The sequence below is a fragment of the Paraburkholderia sp. EB58 genome, from assembly GCF_050436665.1.
In the GTDB taxonomy this organism is placed as follows: domain Bacteria; phylum Pseudomonadota; class Gammaproteobacteria; order Burkholderiales; family Burkholderiaceae; genus Paraburkholderia.
Window position 1 is genome coordinate 18363 of the sequence record NZ_JBNDMQ010000015.1, and the last position, 16168, is coordinate 34530.

Below are 16168 nucleotides of genomic sequence, written 5' to 3' on the forward strand. Positions count from 1 at the left end.
AACATGGACATTTTCGGAGTTTGCCCCTTTTATGCGCACATTGTTCATTCCCTGTCGGCATCCGTATTCAGCGTGGCTATTCGATGCGCTTCATGAGAGCGGGCATAGCCTGCAGCGTGCCGAGGACTTGCCAGACGGCATCCTGCTGGCGGAGCAGGAAGTGTTCGACGCCGTCGTTGTCACAGCACTTGATCCTCAGGCCCAGGACACACTAGTCGCCGCACTGGGCGTCCTGGCGAGCGCAGCGGGGCCGGCGGCCGTCGTCACCATGATCGGTCAATCGGCGCCGGCCGACCGTGTTCGCATGCTTCACGCCGGTGCGGCGGGCTGCTTCTGCATGCCATTGTCGTTCATCGAGTTGCACGAGCGGCTGCATGCATTACAACGCTTAAGAGAGACGCGACTGCCGCGGTCGCAGGTCGCACAGCATGGCCTGAAGCTGGATCCGGTCCGGCATGTGCTGATTGCGGGCGAAGAGCGTGTGGCCGTGACTCGACTCGAATACCTCCTTCTCGAATGCCTGATTCGACACTTCTTTTCCCCGGTCGCGCTCGATCAGTTGATCCGTTATGCGTGGCCTGATGCGGAGCATGTCGGCCGTTCGAACGTCAATGTTGCCGTTACGCGATTGCGCCAAAAGATTGAACGACGTCTGCCGTGGGTGCAGATCGAAACCATCAAGCGGTATGGCTATCGGCTCGCCATAAGCGGGGAGCGCCGGCCGGCAACAGGGTCGCGTCAAACGTTCGATGCCTCGCTGTCAGGCACGTCCCCGATATTGGACCGTGCCGTTACCGCTTAATTTCCGAAATACCGGGCGCAGTAGTCAGCAGTGCCAACCCATCCACTCGATGCCGTGTGGCCAGCTGGCCGTCACGCTCTGCCTGCACCAGTTCGGGATAGATCTGCGCCCGCGTCTTTGGTGCGGCCTCCTTGTCGTTTGGAGCACGCCTCGCTTACCGCGATCTGAGCCTCGCCGTTAGCGGTCAATGCAGGGCAGGAGCGTGCCTGGGCGTAGGCTGAGGCAAAAGCCGTGCAGCCGAGCAGGGTGACAATCCAATAGGCGTATTTCATTTCAATCGTTACTGGAACGGAGAAAATATGTAATCCACAAAACAGAGAATTCGGTTTATCTGTTTATAAGTATGGGACTTCGCCGGTATAGCGATAGCAATAAAGCCGTAAAGAAAATTTAACCACTCCGCGCACCGAGGATCGCTGCGTAGTCCAGATAGCCAGGCAGACGTTCCTGCGCCAACGCATCCGGCCGCAAGTAAAAGAAAGTTTTACCTGATTGAACTGCTTCCTACGGCCGCGTTCGCGGAAGATGCAACATGTCCGTAACTTCTTCTCGCTCTCCTATGAATCAGCTGCAGGCATTTCACGCGGGTCGTCGAGCAGTTCGACGTGTCCTCTTTGGCCATCGCCTTGCACGTTTCCGGACTAGAGGCGCACTGGTCTACGTAGGACTGCGGCCTATGCGCGCCGAGATATCGCACCTAGTACGTCAATGCATGGCCCTGGTGCCGCGCCGACGCAATGCCCCATCCGACATCGACACTTTCAAATGAACGCCATTGTTCTGGTTGCCCTGCGCCGCCCCCTCACCTTCGTGGTGATGAGCATCCTCATCGTCCTGTTCGGCGCGATGGCCGTATTGAAGACGCCGACGGATATCTTTCCCGACATCCGCGTTCCGGTGGTCGCGGTCGTGTGGAATTACACCGGATTGTCCCCGCAGGACATGTCCGGCCGTGTGGTCTATTACTACGAGCGCGCCTTGACCGCGACTGTGGCTAACATCGAGCACATCGAGAGCCAGTCCCTGTACGGTGCCGGCATCGTGAAGATCTTCTTTCAGCCGGGCACCGACGTCGCCGCTGCCCAATCCCAGATCACAGCGATCTCGCAGACCGTGCTGAAGCAGATGCCGGCGGGCATCACGCCGCCTCAGGTGCTCGTCTATAGCGCGTCCTCGGTCCCGGTGCTGGACCTTCAGGTCTCGGCGGCGAACCTGACGTCCGCGCAGTTGTGGGACATGGCAGCCAACCTGATCCGCCCGCAACTGGTGTCCGTGCCGGGGGTTTCGATTCCGAATCCGTACGGAGGCACAACGCTCAACGTCGAGATCGATCTGGACCAGAGCAAGCTGCTTGCGCACGGCCTCACGGCCGCAGACGTAGGGGCGGCGCTCAGTGCGCAGAACGTGGTGCTGCCTGCGGGTGACCAGAAGATCGGCGCACTCGACTTCATGGTGCAGACGAATTCGACGCCTATCGAGGTGCCGACGTTCAACAGCATGCCGATCAAGACGGTGAACGGAGCGACCGTCTATCTGCGCGACGTCGCCTACGTGCATCGCGGCGCGCCGCCGCAGATTAACGCGGTGCTGGTGAAAGGCAAGCAGTCAGTGCTGATCCAGATTTTCAAGAGCGGCAACGCGTCGACGCTTTCGGTGGTGGCAGGCATCAAGAAGGCGCTGCCCGGCGTGATCCGGACGTTGCCGGCGGGCGTGCAGATCACACCGCTTAACGATGCCTCGGGGTTCGTGCGCGACTCAGTGCTCGAAGTGGTTCAGGAAATGATCACCGCAGCGCTGCTGACCGGCATGATCGTGCTGCTCTTTCTCGGCAGCTGGCGTTCGACGCTGATCGTGGCGACCTCGATTCCGCTTGCGATCCTGTGCTCGATCCTGGTGCTGCACTACACCGGGCAGACGATCAATGTGATGACGCTCGGGGGCCTGGCGCTCGCGGTGGGTATTCTGGTCGACGACGCGACCGTCATGATCGAAAACATCGATTCTCACCTCGAGGCGGGCGCCGAGCTAGAGCCGGGGATTATTACGGCGGCAAACCAGATCGTTGTGCCGACGCTCGTCGCGACGCTGTGCATCTGTATCGTCTGGCTGCCGTTGTTCCAGTTGAGCGGTATCTCTGGGTATCTGTTCCGGCCGCTCGCCGAAGCCATCATCGCCGCGATGCTCGCTTCGTTCGTCCTCTCGCGTACGTTGGTGCCGACCATGGCCGCGTGGCTGCTGCGCGGCCAGGTGAAATCTCATGGGCATGGGCATGAACACGACGCCAATGCTGGCTTCTTCACCCGGTTTCAGCGAGGCTTCGAGCGCAGCTTCACGCAGTTTCGCGATGGATACCGCGACGTGCTGACCGCCGCGGTGATTAATCGCAAGCGCTTTGTCATGGGTTTCGTCGCCTTCGCGGTCGCGTCGATGGGACTGCTCACTTTCCTCGGTCGCGACTTCTTCCCGAGCATCAAGTCCGGCGAAATCGACATGCATATGCGCGCGCCGATCGGTATGCGACTCGAAGATGCATCGAAGATCTCCGTGCTCGTCAATGGCGAAATCAGGAAGCTTCTGCCGGGCCAGGTCACCAATGTGGTCGACAACTGCGGGTTGCCCGTAAGCAGCATTAACCTGGCCTATACCTCGGACGGCGCGATCGGCCCGCAGGATTGCGACATCACCGTTAGCCTGAAGAATGAGCACTCGCCGGTGGACGACTACCGGCTCAAGCTGCGCCGCGAACTGCCGAAGCTCTTTCCGGGCACGGTGTTCAGTTTTTTGCCGGGCGACATTACCGCAAAGATCCTGAACTTCGGCCTGCCCGCGCCGATCGACGTGCAGGTCTCGGGGCGTGGACAAGCGGAGAACATGGCTTACGCGCAGCAGATCGTGGCACGCCTCAGCAAGATTCCCGGTATTGCCGACGTCCACATCCAACAGGCGTTCAATGAACCGACGATCAAGGTTGAGGCGGATCGTTCGCTTGCTTCCGGCATGAACCTGTCCGAAGCCAACATCGCCAATAACGCGCTTGCGACCCTGTCCGGCAGCGGGCAGACGGCGCCGACGTACTGGCTCGACACGACCACGGGTGTCTCGCACCTCGTCAACCTGCAGACGCCGCAGGACCAGCTCGCGTCGATGAACGACCTCGAGACGATTCCGGTCGATGCAGGCAACGGGGACCCCGGCGGCCAGCACTCGCAGTTGCTTGGTGCGCTCGGCACCATGACGCAAACGGGTACGCCGCTGCTGGTCTCTCACTACAACATCCTGCCCGCGATCGATATTTACGCTAGCAACCAGGGACGCGACCTCGGTACCGTCTTCGATCAGGTCGAACAGGTCGTCAAGCAGATGAATTCGCAGCTACCGCACGGCGCGAGCGTGTACCTGCGCGGCCAGGCTACGACGATGAGCACCGCCTACATACAACTGCTGGAAGGGCTGGCGCTTTCCGTCCTGCTGGTGTATCTCGTGATCGTCGTTAATTTCCAGTCATGGCTAGACCCGTTCATCATCATCACGGCGCTGCCAGGCGCGCTAGCCGGCATCGTCTGGAGCCTCTTTCTCACGCATACGAACGGCTCAGTGCCGGCGCTCACCGGCGCGATCATGTGTATGGGTACGGCAACGGCCAACTCGATCCTGGTTGTGTCCTATGCCCGTGAGCGCCTCGCGGAACACGGTGATGCAATCACCGCAGCCATCGAAGCCGGCTACGCCCGGATCCGCCCGGTTCTGATGACCGCGCTCGCTATGGTCATCGGGATGCTGCCCATGTCCATGAGCAATACGCAAAACGCGCCGCTCGGACGAGCCGTCATTGGCGGACTTCTTGTCGCGACGTTCGCCACTCTGCTCTTCGTCCCTTGCGTATTCGCGATGATGCATCGCACCGATAAAAAAGCCACGGAGTCTCATCTATGAACGTAGTAAATCGCGAAGTTGCGGACACGCGCCGAATTCGACCTAAACTGATCGCTGCGATCGCCGCTGTCGTCCTTGGGTGCCTTGTCGTCTACGGCATCGTCGAGCGTCACGACAATGTCACGAATCTCAAGACGCTCGCCGACGACGAGTCCGTACCCCAGGTGCAGGTCATGGTGCCCATGCCGGGGCCTGCCACGCGCGCGATCACGCTACCCGGCAACATCAAGGCCTGGTACACCGCGCCGATCTATGCCCAGGTCAGCGGGTACGTGCACAAGTGGTACGTGGATTACGGCGCGTTTGTGAAGTCCGGAACGTTGCTCGCCACGATTGACACGCCTACCGTCGACGAGCAGTACCAGACGGCGGCCGCCAATCTCGATGTGGCGAAAACCAACAGCACGCTTGCCGACGTGACCGCGCAGCGCTGGAAGTCACTGGCGGGCACGGAAGCCGTCTCGCAGGAAGAGGTGGACGTCAAGGTCGCCGCTGCCGCGGCGCAAAAGGCCGAGGTGGTAGCAGCGGCCCATGAGGTCGCGCGTTACGGCGCGCTGGAACAGTTCAAGAGTATCGTGGCACCGTTCGACGGCGTGGTCATCTCGCGCGACACCGACATAGGCAACTACGTCAATGCTGCAGGCGGCGATGTCAGCGCCCGGGGGACGGGGACGGCGGATGAGATGTTCTCGGTCGCGGATATCCACGAGATGCGGCTCTTCGTCTCCGTGCCGCAGGACTACGCGGACATGCTGAAGCCGGGCCTCGAGGCGACCTTCACGCTGGCCCAGTATCCGGGCCGCGAGTTCAAGGCAACGCTTCTGACGACCGCTAACGCGTTCGATCCGCAGACGCGCACCGTCGTGACGGAACTGGTGGCGCAAAACCCGGATCATCTGCTCTGGCCAGGCACCTATGCGACTGTTCACTTTGTCGCGGCAGCGGACCATAACGTGCTCGTCGCACCCGAGCAGGCGTTGCTGTTCCGCGACCAGGGCATGCAGCTGGCGCTCATCGACGCCAACAACAGGGTGCATCTGCAAGACGTCAAGCTCGGGCTGAATCTCGGCCAGAACGTTCAGGTGCTCTCGGGCCTGAAAGCCACCGATCGTTTTCTCGTCAATCCTTCCGCGGGCACGCTCGAAGGAGAAAAAGTGCAAGTCGTCAGCGGTGTACCGGGAGTCGCGCCGGAAACGGCGTCCCCGACCACGGCATCTGAGCCGGCGGCGCATCCAGGCGGGGATCAGCCGGCCAAGGTCGCAACTGCCGAAAGCGAGCCGAAATGATGCGTGACTTCAAACCTGCTCGCCGCCTTGCAGGGGCCACGCTCCTGGCGTTGCTCATGCCGCTTGCCGGCTGCAACCTTGCGCCGCCCTATAAGGCGCCACAAATGTTGCTGCCGGCCAGTTACAAGGGTACGGGACCCTTCGGGCTCGCGCGTCCGGAAGCCCAGCTCGCGCAAGGTGACTGGTGGAAGATGTTCAGCGATGAAAAGCTCAATGGTCTCGAAGCCAGCCTGATCGCGGCCAACCCCGATCTTCAGGCGGCTGAAGAGACCTATACCCAGGCGCGCGACATCGTGGGCGAGGCCCGCTCGCAGCTGTTTCCGCAGTTGAGCGCCCAGACTTATGCCACGCAGAATCGCCAGTCCGAGGACCGATTGTTCCGCGTCAACGGTGGCGGGGCGAATGTGGAACCGTCGGTCGGTTACGGGGCAGCCCTGACGTGGGAGCCGGACTTCTGGGACGAGATCCGGAACCGGACGAACTACGCAAAGTCCAACGCCCAGGCCACCGCTGCGATGGTCGCATCGGCCCGGTTGAGTCTCGAAGTCGAACTGGCCAACGACTATATGGCGCTGCGCGCGCTCGACTCCGAGCATGCCGTCTATACGAAAACGCTCGGCTATTACGGCGACGCACTCAAGATTACGCAGCTACGCTATGCCGGGAAGATCTCGGCAGGTCTCGATGTTGAGCGTGCGCAAAACCAGCTCTCTTCGGCACAGGCGGCCGATACCGACATAGAGGCGCAGCGAGCCGTGCTTGAACACGCCATCGCCGTGCTTGCCGGCGAAAATCCGTCGACCTTCAGCCTGCCCCCAGAGGACCTGGCACACCTGACGATTCCCGTGATTCCGGCCGGCGTGCCGTCCGCGCTGCTGCAACGGCGGCCGGATATTGCACAGGCCGAGCGGCGAATGGCGGCGGAAAACGCCGCGATCGGCATCGCGCGCGCGGCGTTCTATCCGAACATCCAGTTGGGCGCCAATGGAGGGTTCGAGAACGACGCCTTCGGCGGACTTGGTACCCTGTCCAACAGCCTCTGGTCGATCGGCGCGACGGGTGTGCTGCCACTGTTCGAAGGTGGACTGCGCAGAGCCGAAGAACAGCAAAGCCGCTCCGCGTTCGTCCAGGCCGGGGACAACTACCGCGCGACTGTGCTGCAGGCGTTTCGCGAGGTCGAAGACCAACTCGTGCTGACGAACAAGCTCGCCTCGGAGTATGGCCAGCAGCAAGAAGCGCTTACGTCCGCGCTCAAGGTGCAGGACCTCGCGCTAAGTCTTTATACCAACGGTCTGGACAACTACCTTAATGTGACGGTCGCGCAGGTCGCGGCACTGAGCAGCGAGCTTGCGACCGTTCAGGTGCACAGCCGCCAATTACAGGCAGCTGTCGGGCTGATCGGTGCAGTGGGCGGCGGCTGGAGCACGGCGGATCTGCCCACCCAGAAACAGACCATCCCGTTCAACCCGCTTGCGCTGCACCACTCGCCAGGCGACGTTAGCGAGCCGGATTAAGCACGTGAGCCGCCCCGCTTTGCCTGACAACCGGCGGGACGGCTATTCAGTGTGAAAGCGACCCATCAACTCACTTCGAAGCGACCATGAATCAACTTCAAGCCATGCGCGTCTTCGTCCGCGTCGTTGACCTGGGGAGCTTCGTTCTCGCTGCACGACAGATGAACCTTTCGCCGGGGGCCGTTACCCGTTTGATCAGCACGCTTGAGTCTCAGCTCAAGATGCGGCTTCTGACCCGATCCACGAGAAGCCTTTCCCTCACTGATGCAGGGCGCCTCTATCTCGACGGGTGCAGGGAGATCATTCAGAAACTCGATGAGGTCGACGCCGATCTGAAGCGCGCCGCTCGAGACCCAAGCGGCGTGCTTCGGCTCGCGGCTCCGGTGCTCTTTGCATCGAGAGAGCTCGGGAGCCTGCTCGCCGCCTATCGATCCATTAACGGGCGAGTCGACTTCGAAGTGACCATCTGTGACACTCATGTCAATATGATTGAAGGTGGATTCGACGTGTGCTTTACGTCGAGCCGAGATGTGGTGGGCGCGTCCCTCGTCACTCGCCGCCTGATGTCTGTGAAAGACATAACCGTCGCGTCACCGACATACCTCTCCCGGCGCGGAACCCCAACCGAACCGAAAACATTGGTTCACCATGACTTGCTAACGGTGTGTGATGGCTCTCGACCGTGGCAATTTGTCGACGAATCAACCCACTCCCCGGTTACGCTCAGAAGCATATTGAACTCGACCAACTGCGCCATGGTCCGTGAAGCAGCGCTTGCACACATGGGAATTGCATTCCTGCCGCGGTCGCTTGTGTCCGATGACCTCGCAAACGGTTCACTAAGAGAGGTGCTCGGTCAATTTGATATCGCCAACGAACCACAGCAGGTTTCAATCGTCTATTCCGGACGCAACTACCTCTCGATGAAGGTTCGTAGTTTCGTTGACTTTGTGGCCACTCGTTATCTCGCTAGGGTGGAAGCGGTTGACCTGCGCGTAGTGGCAAGCTCGCTCTCTACAGTAGTTCAGGCCCGTTGACCTGAATGATCGTGCCTGCTTAACGCACCTGAACCTCGAAGTCGACAAGGTATCCGGATACCTCTGTACCGTGCGCGCGAATCAGCGCGATAAGGTCTTCCGGCGTAATCTCGAGACGCCATTCTCGCTGAGTGCCAAGCTTATTCGTATCTAGCGCGACCAGGAGCACGCTGCGACCATCGGCTGAAGCTTCGAGGTGCATCGTACGGTTAATCGTCTCTGTCTGCGGATCAATTTCCGTCAGTAACGACAACGTGCCATGAGTACCAGAAAAGTGCGGGGAGTTCATGAATGAAAGGTTCCTGATAAGTTCGAGGCCTTCACTGGAAAGGCATGCACTTGTTTGCGATCGAGCCCGACCGCCGAATTCCTCGGGTTTGCTTCTTGACTTGACAGCGGCCGGGCAAGAGAGCATCAGGCTTCCGGCCACTGTCGACGTTTCAACCCTTGGTGTTTCCGTAAGCAGCAAGTCTTCCGGAAAAGTGAAGAGCAAACCCGAGCAACGCCAATGTGCCGCCGAATACGCACGCTGTATTCCATCCGCCGAGTCGCCAACTGATACTTGCTCCCCAGGAACCCGCGGCGCCGCCTACAAACATGCCGCTCATGAATAGCGTGTTGATTCGACTTCTTGCCTCCGGTCGAAGTGCGTACACCACGTGTTGGTTGGAGATGAGAGCCGATTGCTCACCGAAATCCAACAGGATGATGCCGACGATCAGGCCAACGAGGCTGCCCCAAAGACCCAGAACCGCATATGACAGCAGCATGATCAGGCAACCAAGCCCGATAACGGCATGGGGTCCACGACGATCAGCGACACGGCCAGCAAGTGGGGCAATCAGAATACCGGCTGCACCAACGATCCCCATAAGGCCTGCCACATCAGCTCCCAAGCCGAAGGCCGCGTGCAGACGCAATGCCAGAATTGTCCATAGCCCAATAAAGGAACCGAACAGCGCGGCTTGAATGCACGTTGCACGGCGCAGTGACCGTTCCTCTCGCCACAACTCCATGAGTGACTTCATCAGGCCAAAGTAGCTGTGGCTTGTCTTGGGTTCGCTGTGTGGGAGTCTGATTAGCAACATTAACCATACAATTGCGCTCATCGCGGCCCCTAGCCAGAACGTGGCACGCCAGCCCCAGTGATCGCCAGTAAATCCGCCGACGGCCCTACCCAGTAGAATGCCGCAGAGCACACCGCTCATCACGGTACCGACGACCTGGCCACGGCGATTGGATGCGGCTAGTTCTGCCGCGAACGGTACGATTTGTTGGGCAACGGAACCTGAAACACCTACTACCGCTGAAGCGATTACCAGCGACCAGGCATTCGGGGCTGCAGCAAGGCCTACCAATGCCACGATTAACACTGCCGCTTGCCAAAGGATCAATTTTCTCCGATCAATCCGGTCTCCCAAGGGGACCAGAAAAAACAGACCGCAGGCGAAACCCAGCTGCGTAGCCGTTGGAACCAGGTTGATCAGGCTAACTGATCGCGGGAAAGCCTGCTGCAATAGTTCCAGGATCGGCTGGTTGAAATAAATATTTGCGACGAAGACACCGCAGGCGACCGCCATCACCATCAGCAGTGAAGTATCCAGCTGATGTGTTAACGCAGGCTCTTCAAGGGCGGCGGACTGCGCCCGAGATTCCCGACCAACCATATTTTGTGACATGTCCAGACTCACGACGAAGTACAGGGACCTTCATGGTGATATGGCGCACGCGAGAAGTCTTTCACCTACAAGTTCAGACGTCTGAAATCTCTGTTGGTCCGCGCAATCTTGCTGTTCCGACAGACTAGGCGCAGCACGCCAACTCGGGCTGCGGCTCTCACCTATCGCGTTTCACGCCCCATAGGGTCGGCGCTTTTCTCGCGTTCCGCCGTAAGCGATCGCTGACCGAACACGGGAATGATCTGCGGCAGCATCGCGGCGCTGGCAAAGACGAGCCCAACGCCACACACGCCTGTCCAATGCCATAGGCTCCACGCATAGTTGGCAAGCGCGGCGCCGATCGCCCCGCCCGCAAAGCGGATCGTCATATAAAGCGTGTTGGCGCGGCTCATCGCAGTGCTCCGAACCGCCAGGTTGCGCGCCATGTTCGAGACATGCGAGCTTTGCAAGCCGAGGTCGAGCAGGATCACGCCGACGATTAACCCGCCGATGCTCGCGCCTTTCCAGGTAAGCAGCACATACGAGGCGATGAAGACAATGCTGGCGGCGAAAATGACACGGCGCGGATCGCGGGTATCGGCCAACTTTCCAACAGCATAGGACGCGCTTGCGCCGGCGACACCGACGAGGCCGAACAATCCGGCCGTCTCGCTGCCGTAATGGGCGTTGAGGGCGTGCAGGTGAAACGCGAGCGTCGTCCAGAAGGCGCTGAAGGCGGCAAATTGCAACGCCGCGATCGAAGCGGTCTGCCGTACGACGGGCTCCTCGCGCAGCAACGCAAACAGCGAATGCATCAACACGCGATAGCTGTCCGAGAAGGTCGGCTCGACGCGTGGCAGCACGCGCGCAAGGATGGCGGCAACGGCCACCATCGCGACTGCCGCGAAGGCGTAGACGGCGCGCCATCCGAAATACGCAGCGATCGCGCCCGATACCGTGCGAGAGACGAGGATGCCGCAAAGCAGGCCCAACATCACGATGCCGACGGCCTTGCCGCGGCCTTGGGGTCCTGCAATCTGTGCCGCAAAAGGCGTGAGCAGTTGCGGTGCCACACTTGCCATGCCCGCGGCGAAGCTCGCCGCCACGGCCCAAGGCAGCGTGGGCGCTGCCGCCATCGCGACGAGCGCGACGACGGCCGCTGCCAAAGTGACTGTGAAGAGCTTGCGAAGCTCAACCTTGTCGCCGAGCGGAATGAAGAAGAGCAGGCCGAGCGCATAACCTGCCTGCGCGGCGATGGAAATCGCGCCGGCCTGACCTTCGGTAACCCTGAACGTATGCGCGAAATCGACGAGCAGCGGCTGGTTGTAATAGTTGTTGGCGACAACGAGCCCGGCTGCGAGTGCCATGACCCAGTAGATCGATTGCTTCATCTGCGTCCCTCCTTCGCTGGAAATTTTCGAAGTGCTCGCGCACTCGATCCGAGGCGTCGCGTGCGGGCTTTTGCGGTTTGCTCAAAGCTGAATGTAGACTATTTCTTAAATCGGGAGTACGGTCATAAAACGGTAAGGATTCTTGCGATTTGAGGAAGGGTGACTAATGGACCGATTCGACGCGATGAATGTGTTTGTCCGAGTGGTGGAAGGCGGCAGTCTGTCTGCCGCCGCACGTGCGATTCCTATGTCGCTGACTTCGGTGAGCCGACACTTGTCGGCGCTCGAGAAACAATTCGGCATACAGTTGCTGCGGCGCACGACACGGCACATTGCACTGACGAACGAGGGGCGCCTGTTGTTCGAGCGCGCGAAGTCGATCCTCGCGGAGCTGGATGAAGTGGGCACGTTGCTCGGCGCGGGCCGCAGCGAGCCGGCGGGCCGTTTGCGCATCGCTGCGCCCACGCTGCTCGGCCGAACCGTCATCGCGCCGCTCTTGCCGTACTTCCTTGCCCGCCACACCGCAGTTTCGGTCGAGCTGCTGCTGATCGACCGCTCGGTAAATCTGGTAGAGGAAGACATCCACCTCGCGATTCGGGTGGGCCGCCTTCCCGATTCGGCGCTCGTGGCACGCAAGCTCGGTGACGTGGGCATGATCGTTTGCGCCGCGCCGTCTTATATCGAGCGCCGCGGCGCGCCTTGCTCGCCTGACGAGCTGCGCCAGCACGACTGCCTCGTTTTCTCCGACCAGCCTGGCCCCGTCGATTGGCGCTTCAAGTCCGCAGGCGCTCGCCATTCCGCCCGCATTACGGGCCGTCTCTGGGCCAACGCGCTCGACGTGCTCGCGGCCGCGGCGATCGACGGCGCGGGCATCGTGCGCGCCCCGTCGTGGCAAGTGGCGGACGACCTCAAGCGCGGCCGGCTGCGGCGCATCCTTCAAGACTACGAACCAATGAATGCACCCGTGAATGTGCTCTTTGAACGCGCCCGACGCACGGCGCCCTCTGTGCGGACCTTCCTCGACTACCTGGTCGAATCGACGAAAACGGGGCCGCTCGCGGGCACGTCCTGCTTCGGCGAAGCGAATGGTGCGGCAAACGGGTGAAATTACGCGACTTCGCGTAGCGCAGCTGCATTTCCAAACGTTCGGTATTGGGTGACCGCGTAGTCGATGAACGCGCGTACCTTGCGCGGCATGTTTTCACGGCCCGAATAAAACAGAGAAACATCACGCGCGCCGCCGTTGATGCTAAAGCGCTCGAATAGCCTGATGAGCGTGCCACGCATAAGATGTTCGGTGACGAACGAGGCGGGCAGCAGCGCAATGCCCATGTGGCTGAGCACGGCCTCGCGTGCGACCAGGCTGTTCGTGGTTGTGAGTCCGTAGCGCACATCCACCTGATGGCTCTTGTTGCCGTCGGTGAACGTCCATGTACGCGGCGTTTCGTATGGAGTGCCTAGCAAGCTGTGCTCGACCAGGGCGTCTGGCGTGGTCGGCGTGCCGCGCTCGGCAAGGTACGTGGGCGATGCCACGAGGATTTCCTTCATTACCGCAAGGCGGCGGCAAATGAGCATCGAGCTGGCGAGCCGATGGTCCTCAGAGAAGCAGACGTCAAAGGAACCTTGCACGAAATCGATGCGTGCGTCGAACGCGGTGACGTCGAAGTTGACGCGAGGATACAGAGCCCTGTAGCCCGAGAGTACTCGCGCTAGTCCGGAGTTCACGATTGTCAGCGAAGCGGCGACGCGCAACGTACCACTGACGTCCCCACTGGTTTCTCGCAAATTGGATTCCAGTGCATCCAGACGCTGGACAATGTCGCGGCATGATTCGTAGTACTCTTTGCCGCTTTCGGTTAGCGATATGTGCCGCGTGTTCCGGTTGAGCAGCCGTGCCTTCAGACGCTCCTCCAGCCCGGAAACGTACCGGGTGATGGCCGAAGTGGACGTGTCGATCTGCTCGGCTACCTTGGCAAAGCTGCCTAGCTCGACGACCCGCATAAAAATTCTCATTGCCTGAAGCTGGTTCATAGGAGAGCGAGAAGACGTTACGGACATCTCGAATCTTCCACGAACGCGGCCATCGGAAGCACTGCAATTGGGTAAAACTTTCTTTTACTTGCGTCCGGACGCGTGAGCGTAGGAACCTTCGCCAGGCTTGCTTGTTTTGCAGGCGTTCGACGCGGCGCAGCAACCACCTATCGGCTTCGCAGATCATCGCAAGGTCGCCGGATCGGCGACCTTGCATGTTCAGATCGATTGATTGAGCGCGGCGCGCTGAGTGCGGCCGCGGCCGAGCACCGCGAATGCCGCGCCAGCCACGACCGGTCCAATCAGCGCTTCGCCGTATTCCGGTACCCACATGTGCACCATGGTCGCCGCGATCGAGCCCAGCGCCCATGCTGCGAATGCCTTGCCATGGAACGGTTCGGCGTCGTCGACTCTACCCGCGTTGCCGAAGAACAGTCGGTCCATGATCATCACGGCGCCGATCGGCGACACGAACATCCCGAGCATGCTGAGCCAGTACGGGAACAGACTCCAGACCCCCGCAACCGCGGCCAACCCGCCGATGAGGCCCAATACCAGGGTCATCAGGCGCATGCGGCTGCCGAACAGATGGCTGTAGCCGACTGCACCGTTATAAAGACAGTGCGCACAGACCGACCCCAAATTGACGAACACGAATATCAACGCCAGGACCGACACCACGGGCCCGTGTCCGCTCAACAGCGGCAGGAAGTCGCCGCCGTTTTGCGCCGGGTTGACCGCCGCGCCCGCCGCCACCACGACCGCGCCGAACAGGAAGGCAATCGAGTTGGCCACGGGGAAAGCAGTGAAAGAAGCGAGCACGCCTTCCGGGCCGTTCTTCGACCAACGCGTGAAGTCCGCCGTCATCGTGCCGGCGTCCGCAAAGCCTGCGATGACGATCGTGACCGCGCCACCGAAGGTCATCGTCCCCGCGGTTCCGGTGTACGCCATGATGCTGGAAATGCCGTGCTCTCCCGCGGCGAATCCCACGCCCACCAGACCCATGATGACAAAGAAGGGCACCGCGATCAGGCCGACGATGGAAAGCGCCTTGATGCCGAGGAACGTGATGAAGGCGTAGAGAATCATCGCGAATACGATCACGGCTGTGGCCTTCCAGCCGAACGCAGTATGGATGCGGAAAACATCAGGGTTCGGACATAAACGGCGGGACGAACAAGATCAGGAACCTGCGGCTGGATTTGCACTGAGGTTGGTGACAACGGGAGGCTGGATATGGCGCCACGGCTGCGCGACTTCGAACGCGGCGGCGGCACGCAGCACGGTGGCGTCGGCGAGATGGCGGCCATCCGCTTATCAAGATGAATGTCGCACTGCAGACTCCACCTATCCAGGAACTCTATCGTGATCTGAAGAGGGTAGTTTTGCTTAGAGAAACTGGTTGCTGCGTCACCGCGCCGAGCGGCTTTGGCAAGTCGTTTGCATTGCGCCTGTTACAGGCAATGTTCCGCGAAGACTTCCCCCACCTGCCCGTGTATAGGCACAGCGTATTTAATCATCGCGTTGAGTCGGTGCGATCGTTTTTCAAGCATTTCCTCGAGACAGCGCGCAACGGCAACACCACCGGCGAGACGTACGATCTTAGGTCTCGCCTGTCACACACGCTAGTCGACGAGACTCAGTATTGCGAAATGGGAATGGTCCTTCTTCTCATCGATGAAGCCCAGGAAAGGCTTTGTCAAGTTGACGGCTGTAGACTACCTGTTTGGCTAAAGCGTAGTTATCCTTATTACATAGCTTTCTGAGATGCGGAAGTGACAGTCCAACCATGCCATGTGGCGAAGCGTTCCTGAAGTACGGCACGATGACTTGCTGCGTTCATCTGATGTCTGGGCAGCGCAAAGTGCTGCCGGATCGGGCCAAAACATGAGAGAAACGCTTGCGTGCGACGCGCATCGCGAAAGCCGCACATCTGGCGTTCGCGCCTGCGGGTCGGCTGGTGGCTGTTCTCGGCACGGTTGTTCACACGCGCAGCCGCCTTGAGGAAAACGTGCTTCACATGAGCAAGCTCAGGAATGTCAGCCTTCGCCGCTGGATAGCTGCGCAACTGGTCCGTCACGATCTTGCGCGGCACCGGGTTGGAACGCAGCACCTTCCGGAAGAAGCGCTTTGCCGCAGCCTTATCGCGCCGCTTTTTGCACCAGCACATCGAGCTCAGCACCGTACTCGTCGACCGCTCGCCACAACAGATACGGCTCACCGCGCAGTGTCACGAACATCTCGTCCAGATGCCATATGCTGCCCGCCCTGGGCCTCGCTGCTTTGGCGCACCGGGCGAATTCGGCGCCGAACTTGTCGCACCAGCAACGGATCGTTTCGTACGTGACCACGACACCACGCTCGAGCAACAACTCCTCGACGTCGCGCAGGCTAAGGCTGAACCGGAAATACCACCGAACCGCGCAGCTGATGACGACGGCAGGGAAGCGGTGACGGTGATAAAGCGATTTCGTTTTCTTCATCAATTCATTCTACCGCCGCCTCCCCATCAACCT

Annotated in this window: 12 protein-coding genes and 2 pseudogenes; 7 read left to right on the forward strand and 7 right to left on the reverse strand. The window is 60.4% G+C overall.

Translation table 11 applies throughout. The features are described 5' to 3' along the window. Positions 1 to 31: 31 nt before the first annotated feature. Complete coding sequence (locus tag P3T40_RS21975) at positions 32 to 802, forward strand: response regulator transcription factor (protein WP_429269840.1); 771 nt, start codon at positions 32 to 34, stop codon at positions 800 to 802. Here P3T40_RS21975 and P3T40_RS21980 read toward each other — a convergent pair. Next, positions 792 to 932 (reverse strand): annotated as a pseudogene (locus P3T40_RS21980) (DUF4148 domain-containing protein); the annotation flags it as partial. The gene P3T40_RS21975 and the pseudogene P3T40_RS21980 sit on opposite strands and share 11 nt — an antisense overlap. 635 nt (positions 933 to 1567) lie before the next feature. Here P3T40_RS21980 and P3T40_RS21985 point away from each other — a divergent pair. The 4 genes from P3T40_RS21985 to P3T40_RS22000 all read left to right on the forward strand — a co-directional run bounded on the left by P3T40_RS21985 (position 1568) and on the right by P3T40_RS22000 (position 8572). Beyond that, positions 1568 to 4735: an efflux RND transporter permease subunit gene (locus P3T40_RS21985; RefSeq protein ID WP_429269841.1), complete on the forward strand. Its 3168-nt coding sequence runs from the start codon at positions 1568 to 1570 to the stop codon at positions 4733 to 4735. Next, positions 4732 to 6021: an efflux RND transporter periplasmic adaptor subunit gene (locus tag P3T40_RS21990; protein WP_429269842.1), complete on the forward strand. Its 1290-nt coding sequence runs from the start codon at positions 4732 to 4734 to the stop codon at positions 6019 to 6021. The genes P3T40_RS21985 and P3T40_RS21990 overlap by 4 nt, the downstream gene beginning before the upstream one ends. Then, a complete protein-coding gene (locus P3T40_RS21995) occupies positions 6021 to 7535 on the forward strand; it encodes an efflux transporter outer membrane subunit (RefSeq protein ID WP_429269843.1) in 1515 nt (504 codons plus the stop codon). Before P3T40_RS21990 ends, P3T40_RS21995 begins: the two co-directional genes overlap by 1 nt. A gap of 86 nt (positions 7536 to 7621) precedes the next feature. Next, positions 7622 to 8572: a LysR family transcriptional regulator gene (locus tag P3T40_RS22000; RefSeq protein WP_429269844.1), complete on the forward strand. Its 951-nt coding sequence runs from the start codon at positions 7622 to 7624 to the stop codon at positions 8570 to 8572. 19 nt (positions 8573 to 8591) lie between these two features. Here the strand turns inward: P3T40_RS22000 and P3T40_RS22005 are convergent, their stop codons facing one another. From P3T40_RS22005 to P3T40_RS22015, 3 genes are all read right to left on the reverse strand, one after another. Next, positions 8592 to 8861, reverse strand: a complete 270-nt coding sequence (locus P3T40_RS22005) for a hypothetical protein (protein ID WP_429269845.1) — start codon at positions 8859 to 8861, stop codon at positions 8592 to 8594. 151 nt (positions 8862 to 9012) lie between these two features. Further along, positions 9013 to 10251 carry an MFS transporter gene (locus P3T40_RS22010; RefSeq protein ID WP_429269846.1) on the reverse strand — a complete coding sequence of 413 codons (1239 nt, stop codon included), beginning with the start codon at positions 10249 to 10251 and terminating at the stop codon, positions 9013 to 9015. 161 nt (positions 10252 to 10412) lie between these two features. Continuing rightward, positions 10413 to 11621, reverse strand: a complete 1209-nt coding sequence (locus P3T40_RS22015; protein ID WP_429269847.1) for an MFS transporter — start codon at positions 11619 to 11621, stop codon at positions 10413 to 10415. 166 nt (positions 11622 to 11787) lie between these two features. Between P3T40_RS22015 and P3T40_RS22020 the strand changes: the two genes are divergently transcribed. Then, the gene (locus tag P3T40_RS22020; RefSeq protein ID WP_429269848.1) at positions 11788 to 12726 is read left to right on the forward strand and encodes a LysR family transcriptional regulator; all 939 of its coding nucleotides are present in this window, start codon (positions 11788 to 11790) and stop codon (positions 12724 to 12726) included. A gap of 2 nt (positions 12727 to 12728) precedes the next feature. On the opposite strand, the gene P3T40_RS22025 is transcribed toward P3T40_RS22020, so the two are convergent. Continuing rightward, positions 12729 to 13679: a LysR substrate-binding domain-containing protein gene (locus tag P3T40_RS22025; protein WP_429269849.1), complete on the reverse strand. Its 951-nt coding sequence runs from the start codon at positions 13677 to 13679 to the stop codon at positions 12729 to 12731. A gap of 192 nt (positions 13680 to 13871) precedes the next feature. Continuing rightward, complete coding sequence (locus tag P3T40_RS22030) at positions 13872 to 14789, reverse strand: cytosine permease (RefSeq protein ID WP_429269966.1); 918 nt, start codon at positions 14787 to 14789, stop codon at positions 13872 to 13874. A gap of 185 nt (positions 14790 to 14974) precedes the next feature. Between P3T40_RS22030 and P3T40_RS22035 the strand changes: the two genes are divergently transcribed. Further along, on the forward strand, positions 14975 to 15418 hold the full coding sequence (locus P3T40_RS22035; RefSeq protein ID WP_429269850.1) for an AAA family ATPase: 444 nt from the start codon (positions 14975 to 14977) through the stop codon (positions 15416 to 15418). Here the strand turns inward: P3T40_RS22035 and P3T40_RS22040 are convergent. Next, positions 15403 to 16135, reverse strand: a pseudogene (locus tag P3T40_RS22040) (IS6 family transposase). The gene P3T40_RS22035 and the pseudogene P3T40_RS22040 overlap by 16 nt on opposite strands. Between the last annotated feature and the right edge of the window lie 33 nt (positions 16136 to 16168).

What these genes read in the sequence shown, in the direction of transcription:
- P3T40_RS21975 (WP_429269840.1), top strand. Translation starts at nt 32, where the DNA reads ATGCGCACATTGTTCATTCCCTGTCGGCATCCGTATTCAGCGTGGCTA.
- P3T40_RS21985 (WP_429269841.1), top strand. Translation starts at nt 1,568, where the DNA reads ATGAACGCCATTGTTCTGGTTGCCCTGCGCCGCCCCCTCACCTTCGTG.
- P3T40_RS21990 (WP_429269842.1), top strand. Translation starts at nt 4,732, where the DNA reads ATGAACGTAGTAAATCGCGAAGTTGCGGACACGCGCCGAATTCGACCT.
- P3T40_RS21995 (WP_429269843.1), top strand. Translation starts at nt 6,021, where the DNA reads ATGCGTGACTTCAAACCTGCTCGCCGCCTTGCAGGGGCCACGCTCCTG.
- P3T40_RS22000 (WP_429269844.1), top strand. Translation starts at nt 7,622, where the DNA reads ATGAATCAACTTCAAGCCATGCGCGTCTTCGTCCGCGTCGTTGACCTG.
- P3T40_RS22005 (WP_429269845.1), bottom strand. Translation starts at nt 8,861, where the DNA reads ATGAACTCCCCGCACTTTTCTGGTACTCATGGCACGTTGTCGTTACTG.
- P3T40_RS22010 (WP_429269846.1), bottom strand. Translation starts at nt 10,251, where the DNA reads ATGTCACAAAATATGGTTGGTCGGGAATCTCGGGCGCAGTCCGCCGCC.
- P3T40_RS22015 (WP_429269847.1), bottom strand. Translation starts at nt 11,621, where the DNA reads ATGAAGCAATCGATCTACTGGGTCATGGCACTCGCAGCCGGGCTCGTT.
- P3T40_RS22020 (WP_429269848.1), top strand. Translation starts at nt 11,788, where the DNA reads ATGGACCGATTCGACGCGATGAATGTGTTTGTCCGAGTGGTGGAAGGC.
- P3T40_RS22025 (WP_429269849.1), bottom strand. Translation starts at nt 13,679, where the DNA reads ATGTCCGTAACGTCTTCTCGCTCTCCTATGAACCAGCTTCAGGCAATG.
- P3T40_RS22035 (WP_429269850.1), top strand. Translation starts at nt 14,975, where the DNA reads ATGAATGTCGCACTGCAGACTCCACCTATCCAGGAACTCTATCGTGAT.